This is a genomic window from Rhizobium sp. Nf11,1, assembly GCF_050587665.1.
Lineage (GTDB): Bacteria > Pseudomonadota > Alphaproteobacteria > Rhizobiales > Rhizobiaceae > Rhizobium.
In genome coordinates this window covers 1-22,180 of record NZ_JBOBHU010000017.1, presented here as the reverse complement: position 1 = coordinate 22,180, position 22,180 = coordinate 1, and the positions used below count along the sequence as shown (strand labels likewise).

Here is a 22,180-nt window from a genome sequence, read left to right as displayed (position 1 = left end):
TGGCCAAGATCATGCTCAGACTGATGCCGAGCCGAGACCATCCTCCCACAGGCTTCGCCTTGCCCCATGACTGACGACCTATCCATTCGCGTCGAGCGCTCCTTCACCGCGATTTCCCCGGAGAGCTGGTCCAGACTTTCCGGGGCGTCGAAAGCCTGCAGCACGCTCGCCTACAATCCCTTCGTCTCGCACGCTTTTTTGTCCTCGCTGGAGGAATCCGGCTCGGCCACTGCCGAAACTGGCTGGCTCGGCCATCATCTGCTGCTTGAAACCGATCGCGGCGAACTGATCGGCGCCCTGCCCGGTTATCTCAAGAGCCACAGCCAGGGCGAATATGTGTTCGATCACGGCTGGGCCGACGCCTTCGAGCGGGCCGGGGGGCGCTATTATCCCAAACTTCAATGCACGATCCCTTTCACGCCGGCAACCGGTCCGCGTCTTCTCGTCGCAGAGGGATTGCAGCGGCTGCCGATCCAGAGCGCGATCGCCGAAAGCCTGAAAGAAGTCGTGCGCCGGCTCGGCATCTCGTCGGCCCATGTCACCTTCGTGCCAGATGACGAAATCGGCGTCTTCGAAATGGACGGCTATCTGCACCGCACCGACCAGCAGTTCCACTTCATCAATGAAGGCTATGCCGATCACGAAGCGTTTCTCGAAACACTGGCCTCGCGCAAACGCAAGGCGTTGCGCAGGGAGCGCCGCGCCGCGCTCGAAAACGGCATCAGCATCGACTGGCTGACCGGCCGCGACCTGACGGAGCGCATCTGGGACCAGTTCTTCAAGTTCTACATGGATACCGGCGGCCGCAAATGGGGCCGGCCCTACCTCACGCGCACATTCTATTCGCTGATCGGCGAGCGCATGGCCGACGACATCCTTCTCGTCATGGCCAAACGCGAGGGACGTTATATTGCCGGCGCGATCAATTTCATCGGCGGCGATACGCTCTACGGCCGTCATTGGGGCTGCATCGAGGATCACCCCTTCCTGCATTTCGAGGTCTGCTATCACCAAGCCATCGACTTCGCCCTGGCGAAAGGGCTGAATCGCGTCGAAGCCGGCGCGCAGGGGGAACACAAGCTTGCCCGCGGCTACCTGCCGGTGACGACGCATTCCGCCCATTATGTCGCCCATGCCGGGCTTCGCCGGGCGATCGGCGACTATCTCGCCCGCGAGCGGGCTGATGTCGAACAGATGAGCGAGCTGTTGGCCGAGCACAGCCCCTTCCGCAAGGGCGAGCGCCAGCAGGAGGATTGACGCCGCCCCGCCCCGCGCGCTACCCCGATCAAAAAGAAAGTGAGGAGAGTTTGCGATGACCAGCGCCTATGATGACAACAACATCTTCGCCAAGATCCTGCGCGGCGAAATTCCCTCGCATCGTATCTACGAGGACCAGCACACGGTCGCAATCATGGATGTGATGCCGCAGGCGCCGGGCCATGTGCTCGTCATTCCGAAAGCGGCTTCCCGCAATATCCTCGATGCCGATCCGGCCACCCTCACCCACGCCATCACCGTCGTTCAGAAGGTCGCCAAGGCACTCGAAGACGTCTTCGATGCGGACGGCATCTTCATCGCCCAGTTCAACGAACCGGCCGCCGGACAAACAGTGTTCCATCTGCATTTCCACGTCATTCCCCGCCATGAGGGCGTGGCGCTCAAGCCGCATTCCGGCAAGATGGAGGACGGCGCCGTGCTTGCCGCCAATGCCGAAAAGATCAGGGCGGCTTTGGCTTAAGCGCGATCACCGTCTTAACAAGGACGCGAAGCAAAAAGGCCGCGGTGACGCGGCCTTTTCCATTCTGTTACGAAAGCTCACTTCTTACGCGGAACCTTCGGAACCGTGCTTCCCTTCTTCGGAGCGTCGCGAACCTCTGGCTCGGCCTGCGGCACGGTCTTGGCGCGGGTCTTGGGCGCTGCCTTGGTCTTCAGCTCGCCATCTCCGTCTTCGTCGGCTTCGGGGTGGGCGACCTCGGCTTCCGGCTTCGGCTTGATCGGCGCTGTATCCGGAATGGCCTCGAGCAGGATGCCGGGCTTGCCGTCTTCCTTCGGGCCGACGGTGACGTTGACGACGCCGCCCTTCTTCAGCTTGCCGAAGAGGATTTCGTTGGCGAGCGGCTTCTTGATCGTGTCCTGGATCACACGGGCAAGCGGGCGCGCACCCATCTTCTCGTCGTAGCCCTTTTCGGCCAGCCAGGCGATCGCGTCCTCGTGCAGGTCGAAGGTGACGTTCCTTTCGGAAAGCTGGGCCTCCAGCTGCATGATGAACTTCTGCACGACCTTGTGGATGACAGCCGTCGGCAGCGCCGCGAAGGGAATGATCGCGTCGAGACGATTGCGGAATTCCGGCGTGAAGAGACGGGTCAGCGCCTCCTCGTCTTCGCCGGTGCGCTTTGACGAGCCGAAGCCAATCGCCGCCTTGGCCATTTCGGAGGCGCCCGCATTGGTCGTCATGATCAGGATGACGTTGCGGAAGTCGATCTTCTTGCCGTTGTGGTCGGTCAGCGTGCCGTGGTCCATGACCTGCAGCAGGATATTGTAGATATCCGGATGCGCCTTCTCGATTTCATCGAGCAGGACCACGCAATGCGGATGCTGGTCGACGCCATCGGTCAAAAGGCCACCCTGGTCGAAGCCGACATAGCCGGGAGGTGCGCCGAGCAGACGCGAGACCGTATGCCGCTCCATATATTCCGACATGTCGAAGCGCAGGAGTTCGACGCCGAGCGACGCTGCCAGTTGCTTTGCCACCTCGGTCTTGCCGACGCCGGTCGGACCGGAGAAGACATAGGCGCCGATCGGCTTGTTCGGCTCGCGAAGACCGGCACGCGCCAGCTTGATCGATGTCGAAAGCGCTTCGATCGCGATGTCCTGTCCGTAGACCACCGAACGCAGTTCCTGCTCGAGATTGGCAAGCACGGCCTCGTCGTCCTTGGAGACGGTCTTCGGCGGAATGCGGGCCATCGTGGCGATCGTCGCCTCGATCTCCTTCTCGGTGATCAGCTTGCGGCGCTTCGACGGCGGCAGCAGCATCTGGGCCGCACCCGTTTCGTCGATCACGTCGATCGCCTTGTCCGGCAGCTTGCGGTCGGAGATGTAGCGGGCCGAAAGCTCGACGGCCGACTTGATGGCGTCGTTCGAATAACGCAGATGATGATATTCTTCGAAATAGGGCTTCAGCCCCTTCATGATCTCGATCGCATCATTGATCGACGGTTCGCTGACGTCGATCTTCTGGAAACGACGGACCAGAGCCCGGTCCTTCTCGAAGAACTGGCGGTATTCCTTATATGTGGTCGAACCGATGCAGCGGATCGCGCCCGATGACAGGGCCGGCTTCAGCAGGTTCGATGCATCCATCGCCCCGCCCGAGGTGGCGCCGGCACCGATCACCGTATGGATTTCGTCGATGAAGAGGACGGCGCCCGGATATTCTTCCAGCTCCTTGACGACCTGCTTCAGCCGTTCCTCGAAGTCGCCGCGGTAGCGCGTGCCGGCAAGCAGCGTGCCCATGTCGAGCGAGAAGATCGTCGCATCGGCGAGCGCCTCGGGCACCTTGCCTTCGACGATGCGCTTGGCCAGACCTTCGGCGATCGCCGTCTTGCCGACGCCGGGATCACCGACATAGAGCGGATTATTCTTCGAACGGCGGCACAGGATCTGGATGGTGCGGCTGACCTCGGCATGACGGCCGATCAGCGGGTCGATCTTACCGCCCTTGGCCTTCTCGTTGAGATTGACACAATAGGCTTTGAGCGCATCCTGCTGCTTCTTGGGGCCGCCCTCTTCCTCGCCGCCGCGTGCCGTCGGCTTGCTCTCGGCCTCCTCTTCGGCGCCGCGCGGAGTACGGGTCTCCGACGCGCCCGGCCGCTTGCCGATGCCGTGGGAGATGTAGTTGACGGCATCGTAGCGGGTCATCTCCTGCTCCTGCAGGAAATAGGCGGCATGGCTTTCACGCTCGGCGAAGATCGCGACGAGCACGTTTGCGCCGGTCACTTCTTCGCGGCCGGATGACTGCACGTGGATGACGGCACGCTGGATGACGCGCTGGAAGCCGGAGGTCGGCTTGGAATCCTCGTCGTAACCGGTGATCAGATTGGAAAGTTCGTTATCGACATATTCGACGAGCGTCTTGCGCAGCGCGTCGAGATCGACATTGCAGGCGCCCATAACCGCGGCCGCATCGGCATCGTCGATCAGGGCGAGCAGCAGATGCTCGAGCGTCGCATATTCATGATGCCGCTCGTTGGCAAAGGTCAGTGCCTGATGGAGCGCCTTCTCTAAACTAGGCGAAAATGTTGGCACGTTCAGATCCTCACTTCTTTTCCATGACGCATTGCAGCGGATGCTGGTGCTGCCGGGCGAAGTCCATCACCTGGCTGACCTTCGTTTCCGCTACCTCGTATGTGAATATTCCGCACTCGCCGACGCCGTGATTGTGGACATGGAGCATGATGCGGGTGGCACTTTCACGGTCCTTCTGAAAAAAACGCTCCAGAATATGAATGACGAATTCCATGGGCGTATAATCGTCATTCAAAAGCAGCACGCGATAGAGGTTGGGCTTCTTGGTCTTCGGCTTGGTGCGCGTGATGACCGAGGTTCCGCGATTTCCGTTGTCCCCGTTCCTTTCGCTGTCGTTCTGCATCCGGATCGGCTTTGCGATCATTGTCATTCATTCCTCGATCAATCCGGCGGAGCATGGGAGGGTGCTTTTCCCGCCGAATATCTGAAACACTAACTTAGTTCATAATGGGCCGATTTTAAGCCCCCTGTCAGACACTGCAATCAAGAAATGCCGGCATGCACGGGAAAGACCCAAAAAGTCCCCGGACGGTCCGCATGCGGACGCAGCAATGAAAGTGGAAACAAAAAAGACCGGCTACAGGTGCGTAGCCAGTCTTTATTTTTCAATATGTAGCGCAGGTTGCGCTTTTGACGTTGCTTCAGGCGGCAGCGGGGGTCGCCGGCTGCGGCGATTTCGGCGACTTGACTACGCCAGCGGCAGCAGCAGCGATCGGCGCCTCATAGGGCTTGTAGGCGGATTTGGCGAGATCGGCATACATTTCGCCGAGCTTGGTCGTTTCGGAGACGAAGCTCTCATAGGCCGACTTGACGTAGCTGGTCTGCAGTTCGAAAGCGGCCTCGAAGCTCCTGACGCCTGCCAAGGTTTCAAAATGCGTTACGGCATCCTGAAAGGACTTTTTCGAATATTCAGCGGCTTCCGCGGCGATCGCCTGAAAGCCCCTGGTCGTCTCGGAATAGGTTCTCAGCGCCGTGTCGACGGCTTCCTTGCTCTTTTTGTTGGCTTCGTCAAAGTTGAACATGGCCGTCCTCCGTTGGGCTGTTGGATGGCGGCAGGGTAGCCGCAACGCACAAATAGTCAAGTAGTCTTGTGCGACGCAAAACATCTCAAGGTTGCGTTACAGCAATAAGACAAAGCGAGCGCGCCGGTGAACGTACCTCTTTAACGGTTTTTGCTAATATATGTCACATCGCCACAACCAGACGTTTTAAAAAAAATTCGAGTCGTCAGGAGAAAAAAGAAAAAAGACCGGGCGGATGTCGCCGCCCGGTCCACTTCAAGCTCTCATGCGCGATCAAAGATCGACGTCGAGGATCGCCATCGAAAAGTTGTAGGAGCGGTCGCCGTCCTCGTCATCGACATAGACCACGCCCAGAAATTCTTCGCCGAGATAGACTTCCGCAGAATCATTCTTGCGCGGACGCGCCTTGACGACGATCTGCGGGTTGAGCGTACGTTTGAAGTAGGCGTCGAGCTTCTTGATTTCTTCTGGCTTCACTCTGTCATCTCCGTAAGCGGCCTTGATTGGCCGCTTCTTGCACAGGAAAAGCAGCGGTGTAAAGGCGGTGTCGCCGCTTGGCGATGACTGTCCCCGCTCAGGTTCCGTCGCTTATTCTGTCTCTCCAGCGCCGACACTCAGATATCGGCGCCGATTACCTGATCCATATTGCGCGACGGCTCTGAACAACCGGCCTCGCCCACAACCTTGGCCGGCACGCCTGCGACCGTCTTCTTGGGGGGCACCGCCTTCAGGACCACAGAGCCGGCGGCGACGCGCGAGCAATAGCCGATCTCGATATTGCCGAGGATCTTCGCACCGGCGCCGATCATGACGCCGCTGCCGATCTTCGGGTGGCGATCGGCGCCCTCCTTGCCGGTGCCGCCGAGCGTCACGCCGTGCAGGATCGAGACATTGTCGCCGATGGCGGCCGTCTCGCCGACGACGAGGCCGGTGGCGTGATCGAGGAAGATGCCCTTGCCAATACGCGCAGCCGGATTGATGTCGGTCTGGAAGACGCTGGAGGATCGGCTCTGCAGATAGAGCGCGAAATCACGCCGGCCACGATTCAACAGCCAATGGGCGAGACGATGCGTCTGCAGCGCATGGAAACCTTTGAAATAAAGCACCGCCTCCATGAAGCGCAGGCAGGCGGGATCGCGGTCGTAGATGGCCTGGATGTCGACGCGAAGAATGGAGCTCCACTCCGGCCAGTCGAGCAGCATTTCCTCGAAGGTCTGACGCAGCAGGTTCGCCTGCATATCCGGATGGTCGAGACGTTCGCAGATGCGGTGGATGACGCATTCCTCAAGCGAATGATAATTGATCACCGTCGAATAGAGGAAGGCCGCGAGAACCGGATCCTTTTCGGCCGCGATCCGTGCTTCCTCGCGCAGGCTGTCCCAGATGGGATCCATCACCTTCAGCGGATGGCCAGTCTCAAAAGCACGGATATCTGTCTTGGCGACCATCGCCGCTCTCCTCGTTGCCAGCCGGAATGCCGTTTCGGAATGCCCATATATAGTGGAAAACGCCAATAACATAAATGGGTGCCGTCACCATGGTTTTTTAGCATGGTTTTTCGGCATCACGATGATGTCACCCCTCGGCAACCCTTGCGTAGAAGGCCAGCACCGCCTGCTTGAAAACCTTATCGCCGACGGCGAGCATGTGATCGCGGCCGGGAATATCGAGCGCTTCGGCCTCGGGCATCAGGGCAGCCAACTCCTGCGGCGAGCCGGCGATATCGTCCTTGGTGCCGACGCCGATCAGGGTCGGCATGTCGAGCTTGCCCATATCGGAGCGAGCGACAAGGTCGCGCGAGCCGCGGATGCAGGCGGCTAGCGCAGTGCGGTCGCTTTTCGTCTGTTCGGCGAAGGCGCGGAACATGCGGCCGCGGTCATGCGTCACGACCTCCAGCGACGGAGCCAGCAGCGCATCGGCGATCGGATCCCAGTCGCCGACCCCATCGGTCATGCCGATGCCGAGGCCGCCGAGCACCAGCGAGCGGACGCGATGCGGATTGGCAAGTGCTGCAAATACAGAAATGCGCGCCCCCATCGAATAGCCCATGAGATTCGCCTCAGGGATGCCGAGATGATCGAGCAAGGCGATCGCATCGCCGGCCATGACCCAGGGGCGATAGGCTTCGGCATCGTGCGGCTTGTCGCTTGCGCCATGGCCGCGATTGTCGATGGCGATCACCCGGTAGCCCGCAACGCCCAGCGTCTTCAGCCAGCCCGGATGCACCCAGTTGACGCTTGCCGTCGAAGCAAAGCCATGGATCAACAGGACAGGCACGCCGGAGGGGTCGCCCTCGTCGAAAAAGACGATCTTCAATCCATCATGAGTGAAGCTTGAAAATGCGGGTGTATTCAGGTTCATCGGGCCTTCCTTTTGGCGCGACCATAGTCGAGCCGCCTCTCGGCGGGAAGCCAAAATTGTGGGTAAAAACTGTGCCCGGCGCGGCGCTTTGGCTCTACACATTTGACACGAAGGCTTATAAGGTTCGCGCACTTTCAAAGCATTCGGAGAGCGACATGGCCGGCCACAACATTCCCCACTTCCAGAACGACGGCGGTCATCGCGTCATCGAAGTCGGCGTCAAGGAATTCATGTGCACCGGCGCTTCGGTTCCTTTCGACCATCCGCATATCTTCATCGACATGGGCGACGACAACGAGAAGGTCTGCTCCTATTGCTCGACGCTTTACCGTTATAATGCGTCTCTCAAGCCGAGCCAGACCAATCCGGCCGGCTGCGTTTTCCACGTGAAGGCGGCGTAAACCGTCCAGAATCCGGATCGGACTGACAATGCCGGTCGAACATGCCGCCATCATCGGCGCCGGCATTGCCGGGCTGACAGCTGCGCTTGCGCTTTCGCGGCGGGGCATCAGCTCGGAGATTTTCGAGCAGGCGGATGAACTCGTCGCAGTTGGCGCCGGCTTGCAGGTTTCGCCGAACGCCTCCCGCATCCTGGCAGAACTCAGCGTCGTCGAGGGACTTTCAAAAGTCTGGCTCGAACCGGAAGCGATCCGGCTGATGTCAGGCGGTTCGCTGCGCCAGCTCGCGGCCGTGCCGGCCGGCAAATTCGCGCGCCAGCGCTGGGGCGCACCCTACGGGGTCCTGCACCGCGCCACATTGCAGAATGCGCTTCTGACGGCGGTCGAAGCTGATCCGCTCTGCCGGCTTCATCTTGGTGTGCGAGTGGAATCGAATTCGCCGCCTGTCGAGCGCGCTGCCGATGTCGTCATCGGGGCGGACGGCGTTTGGTCGAAGCTCCGGCAATCCGTTCCCGTCAGCCGCTCGCCGCGTTTTTCCGGCAATATCGCCTACCGCTTCACCATTCCCGAAGACCAGGCGCCAGGTTTTCTCGACCGGACAAGCGTTTCGGCTTTCCTCGGCGGATCGGCCCATCTTGTCTGCTATCCGCTGAAAGAGATCGGCAGCATCAACATGGTGGCGATCACCGCCGGCAATGTCTCGCTGCAGGCCTGGCGAAACGAGCCGACCGCAGAGCAGCGCGCTCGGCTCCGGGCGCAGCTTTCCGGCTGGAACAGCGCGATTACGTCGCTGCTGGAAAAACAGCCGAAGCTGACGTTCTGGCCGCTCTTCGAAACCACCCCGGGCGCGTGGCAGGACGGCCGCAGGACGGTTCTGATCGGCGACGCCGCGCATGCGATGATGCCCTTTGCCGCCCAGGGAGCGGCCATGGCGGTCGAAGACGCCTACGAACTTGCCGCGTTTCTCGCCAATCGTCCCGTGGCGGAAGCGCTGACGCTCTTTGAAAGGCATCGCGCGCCGCGCATTGCAAAGCTTCGCCAGCGCGGCGCCTTCAACAAATTTGCCTATCATGCGAAGGGCCCGATCCGGGTAGGCCGCGATCTGGTGCTCGGCCTGAAGCCGCCGCAAAGCCTGGCGGCCGATCTCGACTGGATCTACGGCTACCGGGCTGAGGGCACGCTGTTAGGCTCGGCAAGCGGCCGCAGCACCTAAAGCGCGTCACGATCTTTCAGATTCGCTCCTTGCGCTTTAGGTGTTTGCTTTACGCATGTCGTTGCCGCAAAACCGCTGCATCCTTTTGCGCGGCATGCGTTAGCCGCAACGGCTCAGACGGCGCTTGCCGCCGCAAAACCCCGTTCAATATCGGTCTTGAGGTCGGCCACGTCTTCAAGGCCGATCTGCAGGCGGATAACCGGACCCTCCTTCGGCGCCTTGGCGACCTTGCGGTCGTTCAGATTGGCGTGCAGCGCGAGGCTTTCAAAGCCGCCCCAGGAATAGCCGAGACCGAAAATCCTCAGCGCGTCGAGGAAGGCGTGGGCCTTCGCCTTGAATTTCTCGGGGCTCCCCGCGGCAAGCACGAAGGAAAAGATGCCGCTGGCGCCCGTAAAATCGCGCTTCCAGATATTGTGGGAGGGGAAACTCGGCAAAGCCGGATGCAGCACGCGGGCGACATCCTCCCTCCCCTCCAGCCATTCCGCGATATCGAGTGCGCTTTCATAATGGCGCTCGAGGCGCAGGCCCATGCTGCGCAATCCGCGCAGGATCTGATAGGCATCGTCGGGTGCGCCACAGATGCCAAGGGCGCCGTTCGCCTCCTTCAGCCGCTCCCAGTGCTCCGCATTGGCCGATACCGTACCGAGCAGGATATCGGAATGGCCGGAAGGATATTTTGTCGCCGCATGGATGGAGATATCGACGCCGTGATCGAGCGGCCGGAAATAGAGGGGCGTCGCCCAGGTGTTGTCCATCATGACGACGGCGCCACGGCGATGGGCGACCGCCGCGATCGCCGGAATATCTTGCATTTCGAAGGTATTGGAACCGGGAGCCTCGGTATGGACGAGCCTGGTGTTCGGCCGGAACAGCGTCTCGATGCCGGCGCCGATCGCCGGATCGTAATATTCCACCTCGACGCCGAGGCGCTTCAGCATCGTATCGCAGAAATAGCGCGTCGGGCCATAAACCGAGTCGACGATAAGTGCGTGATCGCCGGCGGCGACAAACCCGAGGAACGGAATGGTGACGGCTGCCAGCCCCGAGGGGACGAGGATCGTGCCGGCCGAACCTTCGAGCGCATCGATCGCCTCGCAGAGCGCATCCGTCGTCGGTGTGCCGCGGGTTCCATAGGTATATTTCTGCGAGCGCGTGTCCATGGTCGCCGCGTTCGGAAACAGGACCGTCGAGGCATGCACGACCGGCGGATTGACGAAGCCGTGATAATCGAAGGGGTCGTTGCCGATATGGGTCAGGCGGGTATTGATGCCGGCGGTCTGCAGCAAGCTGTCTTTGTCTTTCATGTCGGAAATAGCCTTTGGCGAGGGGCGCAAAGCCAGACTTTTGGACGCCTCGCCCGATCCGGTCAACCCCTTGACCAGGGGGACAACTGTCGCCTCGGTTTTTCAAATTAGCGTTATTTTTCCGCAAGCGGGCGCTCATTTCCTAGCCAACCGCCTTCGAATGCGGCGCAATGCGGCAAAATTCCGAATTTTGCCGCAATTATGCATGGCGACACTTGACCATAGTGACATTTGCGACTGTGATAGGGTACTCGCGCCGGGAGGGTGTCGAGACGATGGGGGTGGCAGAGTTTTCCGCCGGAACGCCCCACAAGAAAAGATAATACAACGGAAAAGGTTGGGAAAAAAATGAAGAACAAGCTTCTGTCCGCCGCGATTGGCGCAGCAGTTTTCGCTCTTGGCGCTTCGGCTGCTTCGGCCACGACTCTCGGTGACGTAAAGGCAAAGGGTTTCATTCAGTGCGGCGTCAACACCGGGCTCGCTGGCTTTGCCGCGCCTGACGCTTCCGGCAATTGGGCGGGCTTCGACGTCGATTTCTGCAAGGCCGTCGCTTCGGCCGTGTTCGGCGACCCCACCAAGGTGAAGTTCACCCCGCTCAGCGCCGCCAATCGCTTCCCTGCGCTTCAGTCCGGCGAAATCGACGTGCTCGCCCGCAATACGACCTGGTCGATCAACCGCGATACGGCACTCGGCCTGAACTTCCGTTTCGTCAATTATTATGACGGCCAAGGCTTCATGGTGCGCAAGAGCCTCAACGTGAAGTCGGCGCTCGAACTCTCCGGCGCGTCCGTGTGCGTTCAGTCGGGCACGACCACCGAACTCAATCTGGCCGACTATTTCAAGGCGAACAATCTCCAGTACAATCCGGTCGTCTTTGAGAAGCTGGACGAGGTCAATGCCGCCTATGATGCCGGCCGTTGTGACGTCTACACCACCGACCAGTCCGGTCTCTATTCGCTGCGCCTGACGCTGAAGAACCCGGACGAACACGCGATCCTGCCGGAAATCATCTCCAAGGAACCGCTCGCCCCAGCTGTTCGTCAGGGTGACGACCAGTGGTTCGATATCGTCAGCTGGGTCGGCTATGCCATGATCAATGCTGAAGAATTCGGCATCACCCAGGCCAATGTCGACGAGATGAAGAACTCGCCGAATCCTGACATCAAGCGCTTCCTCGGCGTCGAGGCGGATACCAAGATCGGCACCGATCTCGGCCTGACCAACGACTGGGCTTACAACATCGTCAAGAACGTCGGCAATTACGGCGAAGTCTTCGAGCGCAATATCGGCCAGGGCAGCCCGCTCAAGATCGCGCGCGGCCTCAACGCCCTGTGGAACAAGGGCGGCATTCAGTACGCTCCGCCGGTTCGCTGAGCGGCATCAGCATGAAGACGGAAAGGCGGGCGACCGCCTTTCCTCCTCCAATAAAAAAGCTCCGAAAAGGAGCGCAATGGGGAATTGGCCAAGCATGACGCACCAGGCTTTGGATTCAACACGTTTATCCAGAGGCGGCTGGAGCTTTCAGTCCGCGCTCTACGACCCGACAATTCGGGGCATTTTCTTCCAGGTTCTCACCATCGTCCTGCTGGTCGTCTTCGTCTGGTGGGTTGCGCACAACACTGCCGTCAATCTGGCGCGCGCCAACATCGCGTCGGGCTTCGGCTTTCTGAACGGCCGTGCCGGCTTCGAGGTCGGTCAGTCGCTGATCGCCTATTCGAGCGATTCGACCTACGGCCGTGCGCTGGTTGTCGGCCTTCTGAATACGATCCTGATCGCCGTTACCGGCATCATCACCGCCACCATCATCGGCTTCATCATTGGCATCGGCCGCCTGTCGAGGAACTGGCTGATTGCCAAGCTGTGCACAGTTTATGTCGAAGTCTTCCGCAATATTCCGCCGCTGCTTGTCATCTTTTTCTGGTATTCGGGCGTTCTGGCGGTTCTGCCGAATGCACGCGAGTCACTGCATCTGCCGCTCGGGGCCTATCTGAACAACCGTGGCCTTTCCTTTCCCAAGCCGATTTTCGGAGAGACTTTCTGGCTCGTCGGCGTCGCCTTCGTCGTCGCGATTATCGCGGTCGTCGCCACGGTCCGATGGGCGCATCGCCGGCAGGCCGCGACGGGTCAGCAGTTCCATACGATCTGGGCTTCGATCGGCCTGCTGATCGGCCTGCCGCTTATCGCCTTCCTAGTCGCAGGCGCGCCACTTTCCTTCGACTATCCGATCGCAGGCAAGTTCAACCTCACCGGGGGTTCCGTTGTCGGGCCGGAGTTCATGTCGCTCTTCCTGGCACTTTCCTTCTACACCGCTGCCTTCATAGCCGAGATCGTGCGCGCAGGCATTCGCGGCGTGCCGAAGGGACAGACGGAAGCTGCAGGCGCACTCGGGCTTCACCCCTCGTCGATCACCCGGCTGGTCGTCATTCCGCAGGCCTTCCGCATCATCATTCCGCCGCTGAGCAGTCAGTACCTCAATCTCACCAAGAACTCATCGCTGGCGATCGCCATCGGTTTTGCCGATCTCGTCGCCGTCGGCAGCACAACGCTGAACCAGACCGGTCAGGCTGTCGAGGTGATCCTCATCTGGATGGTCATTTACCTCAGCCTCAGTGTCGTGACCTCGCTGTTGATGAACTGGTTCAATGCCAAAATGGCGCTGGTGGAGAGGTAAGATGAGCAACGCTTTCGTCAGAACCGCCATACTGGCGCCGGAGCCGCCGCCCTCAGCAGAGAAGGGCCCTCTCGCTTGGATTCGCCGCAACCTCCTTGCGACGCCGAAGGACATCGTCCTTACCATCCTAGCGCTGGTCTTTGTCGTTTGGGCCCTCCTGCACGCGCTCGACTGGCTCTTCGTGCAGGCGGTTTGGAGCGGCCCTGACCGCACCTTCTGCGCCACTGCCGTACAGGGCGGCATTCAGCCGGATGGCTGGAGCGGTGCATGCTGGGCCTTCGTCAACGCCAAATTCGACCAATTCATCTTTGGGCGTTATCCGCTCGACGAGCGCTGGCGCCCGACCCTGGTCGGCATTCTTTTCGTACTCCTGTTGGTGCCGATGCTCATTCCTTCGGCACCGCGCAAGGGGGTCAACGCCCTGCTGCTGTTCGGCGTGCTGCCGATCATTTCCTTCTTTCTGCTTTACGGCGGATTTGGCCTGGAAATCGTCGAGACGCCACTCTGGGGCGGGCTGCTGGTGACGCTGGTGCTCTCTTTTGTCGGCATCGCGGTCTCCTTCCCGCTCGGCATCATCCTGGCGCTCGGAAGGCGCTCGCGGATGCCGGTCATCCGCACGTTCAGCGTCGTTTTCATCGAAGTGGTCCGCGGCGTGCCGCTGATTACGGTCCTGTTCATGGCGAGCGTCATGCTGCCGCTTTTCCTGCCGGCCGGCTGGACGGTGGACAAGCTCTTGCGCGCGATCATCGGCGTATCGATCTTCGCTTCCGCCTATATGGCGGAAGTCATTCGTGGCGGCCTTCAGGCTATTCCCAAAGGCCAGTTCGAGGGGGCGGATTCTCTAGGGTTGGGCTACTGGCAGAAGATGCGATTGGTCATCATGCCGCAGGCAATCAAGCTGGTGATCCCTGGCATCGTCAACACCTTCATCGGCATGTTCAAGGACACCTCGCTGGTGTCGATCATCAGCATGTTCGACCTGCTCGGCATCGTTCGCCTCAACTTCGTCGATCCGAACTGGGCGACCGCAGTAACGCCACTAACGGGGTTGATATTCGCCGGCTTCGCCTTTTGGCTTTTCTGCTTCGGCATGTCGCGCTATTCAGCATTCATCGAACGTCACCTCGACACCGGCCACAAACGATAAGAAATGAGGGAAAAACAATATGGCTGAAGCTCCAGCTAAGAAGCTCACCGTTTCCGCAACGGAAGTGGCGATCGAAATCGTCAACATGAACAAGTGGTACGGCGATTTCCACGTGCTGCGCGACATCAATCTGAAGGTCATGCGCGGCGAACGCATCGTCATCGCCGGCCCCTCCGGCTCGGGCAAATCGACGATGATCCGCTGCATCAACCGTCTTGAAGAGCACCAGAAGGGCCAGATCATCGTCGACGGCACCGAGCTCACCAACGATCTGAAGAAGATCGACGAGGTGCGCCGCGAGGTGGGCATGGTATTCCAGCACTTCAACCTCTTCCCGCACCTGACGATCCTCGAAAACTGCACGCTGGCGCCGATCTGGGTGCGCAAGATGCCGAAGAAGCAAGCTGAAGAAATCGCCATGCATTTCCTGAAGCGGGTCAAGATCCCGGAACAGGCCAACAAATATCCGGGTCAGCTTTCCGGCGGCCAGCAGCAGCGCGTGGCGATCGCCCGGTCGCTCTGCATGAACCCGAAGATCATGCTGTTCGACGAGCCGACTTCGGCACTCGATCCCGAAATGATCAAGGAAGTGCTCGACACGATGGTGGGTCTCGCCGAGGAAGGCATGACCATGCTCTGCGTCACCCACGAAATGGGCTTTGCCCGCCAGGTCGCCAACCGCGTCATCTTCATGGATCAGGGCCAGATCGTCGAGCAGAACTCACCGGCCGAGTTCTTCGACAACCCGCAACACGAGCGCACCAAACTGTTCCTCAGCCAGATCCTGCACTAAGTCCGAGAAGCCTAGTTCGCGAAAAGACCCGCCGTGCCTTCCGCACCGGCGGGTCTTTCACGTTCAGTGGGAGACTGATGCCTGCAACAGACTGCAGAGACCGGCAAGACCGGCATCGCCGCTGCCGGCGGCGGAGATATCGGCGCAACGGACAAGCATCTTGTGTTGCTCGTCCACGGGTCTCTCTCGAAACGCCGCAATCGTGCGAACCTGCGATGCACTGAGGGTGCCGCTACGAGCAGCTGCCGTCCCGCCCCTGTCGTTCGCGTCGCCAATGGCAAGCTTGGTGCCTGCTCCGCTACTACCGCCAATGGAAGCCGTGGCCTTGTCATCGACGTCCCGGGAGCCGGCAGTCCGGGCGTTGATATCGGCATTGACGCCGCTATCGCCGCCGAGCCTGGCATTAGCGCCAGTCGCGAGACCATCACTGCTCCCGACAATGGCATTGACATTGGCATCGATACCGCCGCGGCCTTGAGCACTGGCGGACGCATTTGCGTCAACGCCGTTCGAGCCGCCTATGGATGCGTCGGCCGTCGCATCAACCCCGTTTCCGCGGCCAAGCGAAGCTCCGGCATCGGCGCTGGTGGCATTGCCTGCATTTACCGACACGCCAATGTCAGTCGCGTGTGCATGGTCTGCCGGCATGGCAAGAACGGCGCAGGCGGATGCGAACAGGGCAATTGGCAGTCTACTGTGCATTTGAGTCATCATCTTCCTCCGTTTTCATATGCCGGACGGTTCGTCCGACCTGCGAAAATCGAGGAACGCGCGTGCCTTCGATCGATTGGACGCCGAGTACCCCGGACATCCATGCCAACCAACGTGAATGACTTGCCAAGGTTTCATTCCAGCCCGTCATGAACCTGCGCGGCGGCCGAGAATGACGGCGCGTAGTTATCACTGAGTAAGCGTTACGAAAGCTACTGTGCCAAAAACAGGCGTGAGCGAGAATTTCCCCCCAATTTAGCCGCTGTATCTAAATTCCAAAGGAGTACGCAGTAATCATAAGTGGCTGCTTAGTTGCAGCTGTCGACACGGCGGCCGGCCAACTCGATCGCCCTCGCAGCGCCTGCTCCGGTTTCTCGCTGCTCTAGTGCAGGAGCAAAAAAGATCTTCGTTCGTCTGGATATGCCCGGCCCGGCCTCCATGTTCAGCATGTTCCTATTTTACGAAGCCGGAGGTTCAAGAATGGGCATTTTCGACAAGATCAAACATGCAATCTTTGGAGAAGCAAAAGCAGCCGAACCTGTCGCCAACGGCGCAGCAAAGACAGCGCCAGCCCAGGCTCCCGTCTCACACCCGTCAGCCCCCAGTCCGACGCCTGCATCCTCTCCTGCGCAAACTAAGCCGGCCCCGGCCCCGGCGACAGCGACAGTCGATATTGTTCCGATCCTCGACGCGGCTGTGAAGAAGAGCGGCCAGAAACTCGATTGGCGCCATTCGATCGTCGACCTGATGAAGGCAGTCGGGATGGATGCCAGTTTGACTGAGCGCAAGGAACTCGCCGCCGAACTCGGTTATACCGGCGATACCAACGATTCCGCGAAAATGAACATGTGGCTGCACAAGGCGCTGATGAAGCGGCTTTCAGAAAATGGCGGCAAGGTGCCGGCCGATCTCCTCGATTAATCTCGGTTGCTGACAAAAGCTGCCGCCATTCTGCGGCGGCAGCCATCCCGGCACCTTCCAACCCCTTGCCCACAGGCGCTGGAATCAATAACGTTCCGGCAGATGACTTCGAAAATCGATCTGGGGAGCGCTTAATCCAATGCGATTGATGGCAGTTGTTGGTCTTGTGCTTAGCTTCGGCTGTATATCAGCCGCAGAATCTCCTTCTAACTATCAATCCTACAGCGGCGTACAGGTCGACACAGACCCTGTCCTCCTCTCTCGATACGACAAGGCTCTTCAGTGGTGCGTACCGGAGGCAGGCTCGTGGCGACGCGGGTCGCCGGATCCGCAGAGCCTGCACTATAACGCGGCGCTCAGAAATTGCCTCTACAGGCGCGGCTTTGTCGATCGAGGCGTCTACGCTTACCCCATCCCCAAGATTTACTTCGATCATTTCCTGGATCGCTGAGAAGAGCCGAACGGTTCTAGTCTCCCATAGGACTTCAAAAGTCAGGAACACAGGCCCGGCTGTATCGGCGTGGCTTGTCGACGGAGACCGCATATCGGCTTTGGCCGCTGTCGGATGGCCGGCCCTTGCCGTCCGGCAATTACCACAGGGATGATGGAAGCTGCAGCGCGGCTTTCAGGGCAACGGGAGCAGCGGGATCGCATCGAGCTCCATAAGTGCGGAGGTCGGGAGCTGCGGGATGGACTGCGAACCTCAATCGACCGTCGAAACTGCGTGCACCTTCATGTCATCTCGAACTTCGTAGAATTTGTCGCCGTCGATATAGATAACGTGGCAGCTTGGCTTTTCGCCTTTGCCGGCAGAACAGGCCTTATCGCCCTTGAATGTGAGTTTCGTTTTCACGTCGATCGTTTTGCCGCCGACATCGGCTTTACCGGTAATGGTGCCCTTCTTCCAACTCCAAACGAGTTCGGCGGACACAGGCTTTTCCAGATCGAGAATTTCTACTTTCACAGGCTTGCCGTCTGCAAAAGCTTTGAACTCGTCCATTGTAGCCTTTTTGGCCCCCGCAGGAAGATCAACGGCGTAGGCATTCATTGCATATAGAAATGCAGCGGCGCCGATGCTCAAACAAATCGTTCCCATTCTCGCTCCCCAAGAATTGACAGGAAGGGTACACGCGGTTTTCGGCGGCAGCATCCCACCTATTGTGGCTAGGAAGAGCTTGGCGCAGGTTGAAACAATATAATTCTGCGACATTTCAACTTTTCGGCGACATCCGCAGAATTTCTGTCTTTGTCTTGGCTGCGTCACACAACATGAAATAGACCTGTGGCGACGATTACTGGACAGTCTTGGATAATATTATTCGCGTCCGCGATGTATCAAAGATGATCTCCATAGAACTGCTTGCCGCCTTCGTGACGACATGTCAGCCAACCGAAACCGTCATGGCTCCGGTATCGGAAAGACCAGCCACGAAGAAGAGCAATATTTCTCTCCCTATAGAACAACTGCGAGGCCGAGAGCGTCTGAACATTCGCCATGACGCTCGATGTGCCGCCGAAGGACCCGCGCCCAAATGGGACCAGCCGCCTCCAAGCCAGATGAGGAGTCCGAACAAATTTCCCTTATAATCTGGCGATTGGACCCCGAACTATGGATGAATCGCCCTGCCTCCGCTCTCTAAATCGGCGGGGTTCGAGTTCAGGATTGTTCAGGATATGCCACCAGCTGAGGAGTGTCTTTCGGCGCGATCATACGCATTCGATGCCGTGGCGCTGAGTTATAGGCTTCCGCCACAGCCTGCGCTTCGAAGGCGAATTTCACCTGCCAGCATGTGTCGGCGGAGGAGCGGTGTGCCCATTCTCTAATCAGTCTTGAAAGCGACTCATGATCGAATCGAGCACCCCGGAGAGGGTGTTGGCCTTGCCACGGCCAATCTCAATTAGCCCCAATCGTGAAGGCGAAGCTGCCAAAAATTGAAAAATTCACAAAAAATGTTGATCCCGCCTTGGCGGCAGGATTCCCGTCACGTCCATCAGGTTTTCCTAATCTTTTCAATGGGTGGGTGTCGCAATGGTTGTATAAAGAATAATTCGCGGTCTGCGAGATATATAGTTTGTCCCAAATTGGGCGAATCGGATTTCCGCAAATATTTCAAAATGTAACTTAGGAGTGATCTGGATATTGTGGCAGCAATATGGCTATGTTTCTCAAGTACTTACTGTTTCTAAGCTGTTGCGCCCTTCAAAACGTCGTCCTATAACCCCCGCCGCAACAGATGATTAACCACAAAATATTAGACAACGCTGAAGTTGAGGAACAAAACCATGACAACATACTACGTAGCTTCGAGCAGCAGCGGCGGTAACGGCAGTGCCACCTCCCCTTTTCGCACGATCAGTGAGGCGATGGCTTCGGACCTTAAGCCTGGCGACGAGGTCGTGGTGAAACCGGGGACATACAACGAGAGCATCAACATCGATAAGGACGGCTCGGCGGCAGGCGACATCACGCTCCGCTCGGAAGTGCCCGGCGGGGCGCTGATCCGGCCGCCCGCGGGCTCGTGGAACGCGATCAGTGTCAACGCCAACCACGTGGTAATCGACGGCTTTGACATCGGCGGCGCCAAAGGCGACGGCATCGAAGCGAACAATGTCCACCACGTCCAGATCCTCAACAACAAGGTCCACGGCAGCGGGGAGTCGGGCATCCAGTTTAACCAGTCGGACTTCATCCACGTCGAAGGCAACGAGACTTACAATAACGCTTCGACAGGCTGGTTCTCGGGCATCTCCATCTACCAGAACCGGAACATCACCGGTGATACCTCGACGGACGGATACCGGAACATCGTGCGCAATAACATCTCGCACGACAACGTCACAAAGTCTGGTGAGCACACCGACGGCAACGGCATCATCATCGACGATTTCCAGAGCACGCAGGCGAGCGGTAACCCGAACTACACGTTCAAGACCCTGGTCGACAACAACCTCGTCTACGGGAACGGCGGCAAAGGCATTCAGGTTACCTGGAGCGATTCCGTCACTGTGTCGAACAACACCGCATACCACAACAATCAGGACCCGCAGAACAGCGGCACCTGGCGTGGCGAGCTCAGCAACTCGGCATCGAGCAACAACACCTGGGTCAACAACATCGCCGTAGCGGATCCATCGCTGAACAAGAACAACACCGCGATCGATAATACGTCTACCGACGCCTACACCAACAAGAACGTCGTCTGGGCCAACAACATCACCTACAACGGCACAGCCGGCCAGGCCTCGGTCAAAACCGATGGCGGCAACGCGATGCCGAGCACGGCGAATGGCAATCAGCTCGGCGTTGACCCCAAATTCGCAGGGGCATCGAGCGACAACTTCCACCTCAGCTCCGGCTCGACGGCGATCGACCACGGAACCAGCAAGTACGGCGTCAGCTCCGTCGATCTGGACGGCGACCATCGCGTTGTTGGTACTGTCGATATGGGTGCCTACGAATCCGGCTCCAGCCCCACATCGGGAACGCCAACCACGCCGACTTCGCCAACAGCGCCAACTTCGCCGACAGCGCCGACCACGCCGACCGCGCCGACCGCGCCGACCGCGCCGACGTCGCCAACCTCACCGACTTCGCCGACGCAACCGACTTCGCCGACCACCACGAAGGAATATACCGGCACCAATGGCAACGACATCATGCCGCACACCGGTCAGTCCAACGGCGGCAACGAAACCTTCAAGGGTCTCGCCGGCAATGACGTGTTGAAGGGCGGTGCCGGCGCGGACGTGCTCGATGGCGGTAATGGCAACGACACGGCCAGCTATGCGGGTTCCGACGCGGGGGTCCATGTCAGCTTGGCGACTTGGACCGCATCGGGCGGGCACGCCACCGGTGACAAGCTCGTCAGCATCGAAAACGTGACCGGCTCCAGCTACGACGACGTGCTGGCCGGCGGCAATAACGGCGGCAACGTTCTCAATGGCGGGGCCGGCGCGGACAAGCTTGACGGCGGCGCCGGCGCGGACGTCATCATTGGCGGTGCCGGAAAGGACATCATGACCGGTGGCACCAGCTCGGATACCTTTGCCTTCAAGACTGCGACGGAAACCGGGTCCGGCTGGAACCGCGACATCATCAGCGACTTCCAGCACGGCGTGGATAAGATCGACGTCTCGGCGATAGATGCGAATGGCTCTGCGCAGGGCGATGCAGCCTTCCATTTCCAGGCGCAGGAGAATGCCTTGTTCGACAAGAAGGCTGGCGCGCTCGCGTGGCACTACGAGGACGACCATACCGTTATCCAGGCCGATTTGAACGGCGACGGCGTTCATGATTTCGAGATTCAGCTGCAGGGCCACGTGCAGCTGGGAGCAGGCGATTTTCTCCTGTAATCATACTCGTTGCGGCGGTCGTCCGATCGCCGCAGCAATGGTGCCAACGGCGGAGCAAAATCCGCCACGCGGCGCGCAAAAGTCAGGCTACTTCGGCGCGTGGATGGGGCCCATCCACGCGCTGCGATTTTTCGACAGCGTCAGCCGGCCTTCCGAGCGCGGCTTTGCGCGAGCTGTTGCCATTCGTCTCGACGATGTTGATGTGGTGGGTTATGCGGTCGGGCGCTCGGATCCAAGATCTCCGTACATTCGTCGAACGAAAGATTGCTGTTGCTCAAAGTAGCACCTCGTGGTGTTGCGAGATGAGTTCGAACAATAATTCCGATCCAGCCGCGTATCCTCCGTTTCCAGAAGCAGTTGGCCGTGTGCAAGCTGCTGATCTTCCGATGAACTTGAGAGCGGTACGAAGCCCACTGGTCAGCGAGATGATGGAGACCCGTGACCGGTCGGTTGGCTTTGCGGCTCCGCCAGATCGCTTTTCCGCTGGTCCGCAAGCGGCAATGCCGCCAGGCAATTTGCATCAATTCACACCAAAAAGTTTCTTGAATCGGTCAGCCGTTTGATTTGCAACGAACGTCTGCCCACCTCTATCATGGATCCCATTTTCCTAGGAGTGCCTGCCGGTTCCTGACCCATATCGCTGGCAAGGCCCGACAGAATCAAAGAAGAAGGTCGAAGCCGAGGCTGATTTTTCGCGCGGCCAAGAAGAGTTGGCCGAAGCCTAACGCCTTGCCTCGCAGCTGGAGCTCGAAGCAGCGCAATGACTGGTGCGATTAGCGATACCGTCGGTCCAACACCGTACGGAACCTGGTCGATCGCTCTTTCGTTAAAGCGGTAGGAAAGCACGGGGGTTCCTCCTGTGCGATCCGTTGTCACGACTTGCCCCGCTTCGGCGGGGTTTTTTTGACCGAATACCGCCCCTAAACCATTCCCCAATGAGGGGTGAGCGTCCAGAAAAACAACAAAAACAAACACTTGAAA

Annotated in this window: 21 protein-coding genes; 11 read left to right on the top strand and 10 right to left on the bottom strand. The window is 59.3% G+C overall.

All coding sequences use genetic code 11. The annotated features are described in order from the left end of the window. Positions 1-66: 66 nt before the first annotated feature. The gene (locus ACQ7C1_RS22645) at positions 67-1,257 is read left to right on the top strand and encodes a GNAT family N-acetyltransferase (RefSeq protein WP_430959855.1); all 1,191 of its coding nucleotides are present in this window, start codon (positions 67-69) and stop codon (positions 1,255-1,257) included. Between the two features lie 55 nt (positions 1,258-1,312). Then, positions 1,313-1,738: an HIT family protein gene (locus ACQ7C1_RS22640; RefSeq protein ID WP_207241913.1), complete on the top strand. Its 426-nt coding sequence runs from the start codon at positions 1,313-1,315 to the stop codon at positions 1,736-1,738. A 77-nt stretch (positions 1,739-1,815) separates the two neighbouring features. Here ACQ7C1_RS22640 and clpA read toward each other — a convergent pair whose 3' ends face one another. The 6 genes from clpA to ACQ7C1_RS22610 all read right to left on the bottom strand — a co-directional run bounded on the left by clpA (position 1,816) and on the right by ACQ7C1_RS22610 (position 7,688). Continuing rightward, positions 1,816-4,305 (bottom strand): ATP-dependent Clp protease ATP-binding subunit ClpA, encoded by a 2,490-nt coding sequence (gene clpA, locus ACQ7C1_RS22635; protein WP_430959854.1) that lies wholly within the window; start codon positions 4,303-4,305, stop codon positions 1,816-1,818. Positions 4,306-4,315: 10 nt separating this feature from the next. After that, a complete protein-coding gene (clpS, locus tag ACQ7C1_RS22630) occupies positions 4,316-4,669 on the bottom strand; it encodes an ATP-dependent Clp protease adapter ClpS (protein WP_008526939.1) in 354 nt (117 codons plus the stop codon). A gap of 277 nt (positions 4,670-4,946) precedes the next feature. Beyond that, entirely contained in the window at positions 4,947-5,327 is a 381-nt protein-coding gene (locus ACQ7C1_RS22625) for a phasin family protein (protein ID WP_430959853.1), read from the bottom strand. Positions 5,328-5,600: 273 nt separating this feature from the next. After that, positions 5,601-5,804 carry a DUF3126 family protein gene (locus ACQ7C1_RS22620; RefSeq protein ID WP_008526943.1) on the bottom strand — a complete coding sequence of 68 codons (204 nt, stop codon included), beginning with the start codon at positions 5,802-5,804 and terminating at the stop codon, positions 5,601-5,603. Positions 5,805-5,941: 137 nt separating this feature from the next. Then, positions 5,942-6,775 carry a serine O-acetyltransferase gene (cysE, locus tag ACQ7C1_RS22615; protein ID WP_430959852.1) on the bottom strand — a complete coding sequence of 278 codons (834 nt, stop codon included), beginning with the start codon at positions 6,773-6,775 and terminating at the stop codon, positions 5,942-5,944. Positions 6,776-6,902: 127 nt separating this feature from the next. After that, positions 6,903-7,688 carry an alpha/beta fold hydrolase gene (locus tag ACQ7C1_RS22610; protein WP_430959851.1) on the bottom strand — a complete coding sequence of 262 codons (786 nt, stop codon included), beginning with the start codon at positions 7,686-7,688 and terminating at the stop codon, positions 6,903-6,905. A gap of 155 nt (positions 7,689-7,843) precedes the next feature. Here ACQ7C1_RS22610 and ACQ7C1_RS22605 point away from each other — a divergent pair, with 155 nt between their 5' ends. Further along, the gene (locus tag ACQ7C1_RS22605; RefSeq protein WP_011425183.1) at positions 7,844-8,089 is read left to right on the top strand and encodes a zinc-finger domain-containing protein; all 246 of its coding nucleotides are present in this window, start codon (positions 7,844-7,846) and stop codon (positions 8,087-8,089) included. Between the two features lie 28 nt (positions 8,090-8,117). Then, positions 8,118-9,299: an FAD-dependent monooxygenase gene (locus ACQ7C1_RS22600; RefSeq protein WP_430959850.1), complete on the top strand. Its 1,182-nt coding sequence runs from the start codon at positions 8,118-8,120 to the stop codon at positions 9,297-9,299. Positions 9,300-9,412: 113 nt separating this feature from the next. Here the strand turns inward: ACQ7C1_RS22600 and ACQ7C1_RS22595 are convergent, their stop codons facing one another. After that, a complete protein-coding gene (locus ACQ7C1_RS22595) occupies positions 9,413-10,603 on the bottom strand; it encodes a cystathionine beta-lyase (RefSeq protein WP_430959849.1) in 1,191 nt (396 codons plus the stop codon). A 348-nt stretch (positions 10,604-10,951) separates the two neighbouring features. Here ACQ7C1_RS22595 and ACQ7C1_RS22590 point away from each other — a divergent pair, with 348 nt between their 5' ends. From ACQ7C1_RS22590 to ACQ7C1_RS22575, 4 genes are all read left to right on the top strand, one after another. Next, a complete protein-coding gene (locus tag ACQ7C1_RS22590; protein WP_430959848.1) occupies positions 10,952-11,977 on the top strand; it encodes an amino acid ABC transporter substrate-binding protein in 1,026 nt (341 codons plus the stop codon). A gap of 94 nt (positions 11,978-12,071) precedes the next feature. Then, positions 12,072-13,274 (top strand): amino acid ABC transporter permease, encoded by a 1,203-nt coding sequence (locus tag ACQ7C1_RS22585; RefSeq protein ID WP_430959847.1) that lies wholly within the window; start codon positions 12,072-12,074, stop codon positions 13,272-13,274. A gap of 1 nt (position 13,275) precedes the next feature. Beyond that, positions 13,276-14,421: an amino acid ABC transporter permease gene (locus ACQ7C1_RS22580; RefSeq protein WP_430959846.1), complete on the top strand. Its 1,146-nt coding sequence runs from the start codon at positions 13,276-13,278 to the stop codon at positions 14,419-14,421. Positions 14,422-14,440: 19 nt separating this feature from the next. Next, entirely contained in the window at positions 14,441-15,214 is a 774-nt protein-coding gene (locus tag ACQ7C1_RS22575; RefSeq protein ID WP_097598606.1) for an amino acid ABC transporter ATP-binding protein, read from the top strand. 63 nt (positions 15,215-15,277) lie between these two features. On the opposite strand, the gene ACQ7C1_RS22570 is transcribed toward ACQ7C1_RS22575, so the two are convergent. Next, entirely contained in the window at positions 15,278-15,916 is a 639-nt protein-coding gene (locus ACQ7C1_RS22570) for a hypothetical protein (protein WP_430959845.1), read from the bottom strand. Positions 15,917-16,405: 489 nt separating this feature from the next. Between ACQ7C1_RS22570 and ACQ7C1_RS22565 the strand changes: the two genes are divergently transcribed. Together ACQ7C1_RS22565 and ACQ7C1_RS22560 are read left to right on the top strand one after the other, a co-directional pair. Next, positions 16,406-16,846, top strand: coding sequence for a DUF3597 domain-containing protein (locus ACQ7C1_RS22565; protein ID WP_430959844.1), 441 nt, complete (start codon positions 16,406-16,408; stop codon positions 16,844-16,846). A 139-nt stretch (positions 16,847-16,985) separates the two neighbouring features. Further along, entirely contained in the window at positions 16,986-17,297 is a 312-nt protein-coding gene (locus tag ACQ7C1_RS22560) for a hypothetical protein (RefSeq protein WP_430959843.1), read from the top strand. Positions 17,298-17,549: 252 nt separating this feature from the next. Here the strand turns inward: ACQ7C1_RS22560 and ACQ7C1_RS22555 are convergent, their stop codons facing one another. Beyond that, positions 17,550-18,056 carry a hypothetical protein gene (locus tag ACQ7C1_RS22555; protein ID WP_430959842.1) on the bottom strand — a complete coding sequence of 169 codons (507 nt, stop codon included), beginning with the start codon at positions 18,054-18,056 and terminating at the stop codon, positions 17,550-17,552. Between the two features lie 1,073 nt (positions 18,057-19,129). Here ACQ7C1_RS22555 and ACQ7C1_RS22550 point away from each other — a divergent pair. Then, positions 19,130-21,199 (top strand): choice-of-anchor Q domain-containing protein, encoded by a 2,070-nt coding sequence (locus ACQ7C1_RS22550; RefSeq protein ID WP_430959841.1) that lies wholly within the window; start codon positions 19,130-19,132, stop codon positions 21,197-21,199. Positions 21,200-21,724: 525 nt separating this feature from the next. On the opposite strand, the gene ACQ7C1_RS22545 is transcribed toward ACQ7C1_RS22550, so the two are convergent. Further along, positions 21,725-22,180 (bottom strand): hypothetical protein (locus ACQ7C1_RS22545; protein WP_430959840.1); only part of this gene is annotated, 456 nt, incomplete at its 5' end.